Raw genomic sequence first — 2,751 nt, 5'->3', positions numbered from 1 at the left:
CTGGACTCCGTCAACAGCTCCACAGCCCCCGACGACCAGTCCACCTTCGACGACGGTTCATCCACATGCAGCGTCCTCGGCAACACACCATGCCGAAGCGCCTGCACCATCTTGATGATCCCCGCAGCACCCGCCGCAGCCTGCGTATGACCGATGTTGGACTTCAACGACCCCAGCCAGAGCGGCTGGTCCTGTGCGCGGCCCTGGCCATAGGTCGCCAGCAGCGCCTGCGCCTCGATCGGGTCACCCAACGTCGTCCCGGTCCCGTGCGCCTCGACCGCGTCGATGTCTCCGGGGGACAGCCGTGCACCCGCCAGCGCCTGGCGGATGACCCGCTCCTGCGAGGGTCCGTTAGGTGCCGTCAGACCGTTGGACGCACCGTCCTGGTTGACCGCCGACCCCCGCACCACCGCCAGCACCTCATGACCCAGCCGCCGCGCATCCGACAACCGCTCCAGCAACAACACCGCCACGCCCTCCGCGAGCCCGGTTCCGTCGGCCGCGTCCGCGAACGCCTTGCACCGGCCGTCGCGCGCCAGCCCCCGTTGCCGGGAGAAGTCGACGAACACCTCGGGGGTCGCCATGACAGCCACACCGCCCGCGAGAGCCATACCGCATTCGCCGTTGCGCAGGGCCTGCGCCGCCAGATGCAACGCCACCAGCGACGACGAGCACGCCGTGTCCACCGTGACGGCGGGGCCCTCCAGGCCCAAGGTGTACGCGACCCGCCCCGAGGCAACGCTGCCCGAGTTACCGATGCCGAAGTAGCCCTCCAGGCCTTCGGGAAGCTTCTCCACGTCGTCGGCGTAGTCGTGGTACATGAGCCCGGTGTAGACGCCGACGCTGCTGCCCCGCAGCGAGGTCGGATCGATGCCCGCCCGCTCGAACACCTCCCACGACACCTCCAGCAGCAACCGCTGCTGCGGATCGACGGCGAGCGCCTCGCGCGGCGATATGCCGAACAGCGTGGCGTCGAATCCGCCGGGTTCGTCGATGAAGCCGCCCTCGTCGGCGTACGACGTGCCGGTGCGGTCCGGGTCAGGGTCGAAGAGACCGTCCAGGTCCCAGCCCCGGTCGGAAGGGAACGGGGACATCGCGTCCACGCCTCCGTCGACGAGCTTCCAGAGGTCGTCCGGTGAGGCGACCCCGCCCGGCAGCCGGCAGCCCATCCCCACGATCGCGATCGGTTCGGTCCTCCTGGACTCGATCTCACGGATCCTCTTGCGGGTCTGCTGGAGTTCGCCCGTCACACGCTTGAGGTAGTCACGCAGCTTGTCGTCGTTCGACATGAGGTTCTTCCTTGGGTCGGTCAGCGGTTCGGCGGGTCGGGCCGATCGGCTGCGCAGCGGGGTCGCCGGAGCACCCGGTCGGCTGCTCGCGGGTCGTCCGGTCGGCGTTCGGGTCAGGAGAGGCCGAGCTCGTTGTCGATCAGGTCGAAGATCTGGTCGTCGGTGGCCACGTCGAGATCGACGGCCCCTCCGGGCCCGGTCACCGCGGCGAGGGACTCCGCCCACTTCGCCGTCAGCGCTTCAAGTCGCGCGGCCACCTGTACCCGCACCTTCTCGTCGGTGGATGTACGGGCGAGCGTCTGCTCCAGCCGGTCGAGTTCGGCGAGTGCCGCCGGGACGACAGCGGTGTCCGTCAGTTCGAGCTGGTCACGCAGATGGTGGGCGAGTGCTGCGGGCGTCGGGTGGTCGAAGACGACCGTGGCAGGTAGCCGCACACCGGTGGACTCCGCCAGGCGGTTACGCATCCGGACAGCGGTCAGGGAATCGAATCCGACCTCGTTGAAGGCCTGGTTCGCCTTAACCGTTTCGTGCACGGAATGACCGAGAACGCTGGCCGCGTCGCTCCGGACGAGCTCCACGAGGAGACGGGTCTGCTCGGCTTCTCCGACCGCAGCGAGTCGTCGCGTCAGCGACTGGCCGCTTCCGTCGGCGACGGTCCGCACGGTCTTCCTCGGGGCTCGTACGAGTCCGCGCAGCAGCGGTGCCAGTTCGCCGGCCGCAGCCTGCTTGCGAAGCGCGGCGAAGTCGAGCTTCGTCGGCACCAGCAACGCCTCATCGGACACCAGCGCACGGTCGAACAGCGCGAGTGCCTCTGCTGACGACAGCCCTGCCTGGCCTCCGCGTGCCATATGGCCGAGCTCGACGCCGTCGAGGTGTCCGGTCATGCCGCTCGCCTCGGACCACAGGCCCCACGCCAGCGACACCGCGGGCAGACCCTGCTCACGGCGGGTCTGCGCCAGACCGTCCAGGAAACCGTTCGCCGCCGCGTAATTCCCCTGGCCGGCGTTACCGAAGACACCGGCACCGGAGGAGAAGACGACGAACGCGGCCAGGTCCAGCTCGCGTGTGAGCTCGTGAAGGTGCCACGCCGCATCGGCCTTCGGACGAAAGACGGTGCCGATACGTTCCGATGTCAGGGACGAGAACACTCCGTCGTCGAGTACTCCGGCGGCGTGGATGACGGCGGTGAGGGGATGCTCGGCCGGGATCCCCGCCAGCACATCCGCAAGCGCCTCACGATCCCCCGCATCAGCCGCGACCACCTCCACCCGCGCACCCGCAGCCATCAACTCCTCGACCAACTCCGCCGCACCCTCCGCCGACGGACCACGACGACTCACCAACACCACACTGCGCACACCATGCACACCCACCACATGCCGGGCCACCAACCCACCCAACGTCCCCGTACCACCCGTGATCAACACCGACCCCGAACGATCCAGAACCCGCCCAGAACCCA

2 protein-coding genes are annotated in these 2,751 nt (G+C 68.9%); both read right to left on the bottom strand.

All coding sequences use genetic code 11. The annotated features are described in order from the left end of the window. The coding region (locus tag ACFWFI_RS42280; RefSeq protein ID WP_387401210.1) for a type I polyketide synthase at positions 1–1,289 on the bottom strand (1,289 nt) is incomplete at its 3' end. Between the two features lie 113 nt (positions 1,290–1,402). Beyond that, on the bottom strand, positions 1,403–2,716 hold the full coding sequence (locus tag ACFWFI_RS42275) for a type I polyketide synthase (RefSeq protein WP_387401212.1): 1,314 nt from the start codon (positions 2,714–2,716) through the stop codon (positions 1,403–1,405). Positions 2,717–2,751: the final 35 nt, after the last annotated feature.

It is taken from the genome of Streptomyces sp. NPDC060209, from assembly GCF_042728155.1.
GTDB lineage: Bacteria > Actinomycetota > Actinomycetes > Streptomycetales > Streptomycetaceae > Streptomyces.
Note: the sequence above shows the minus strand (reverse complement) of the source record. Positions and strands in the feature narration are given on the sequence as shown.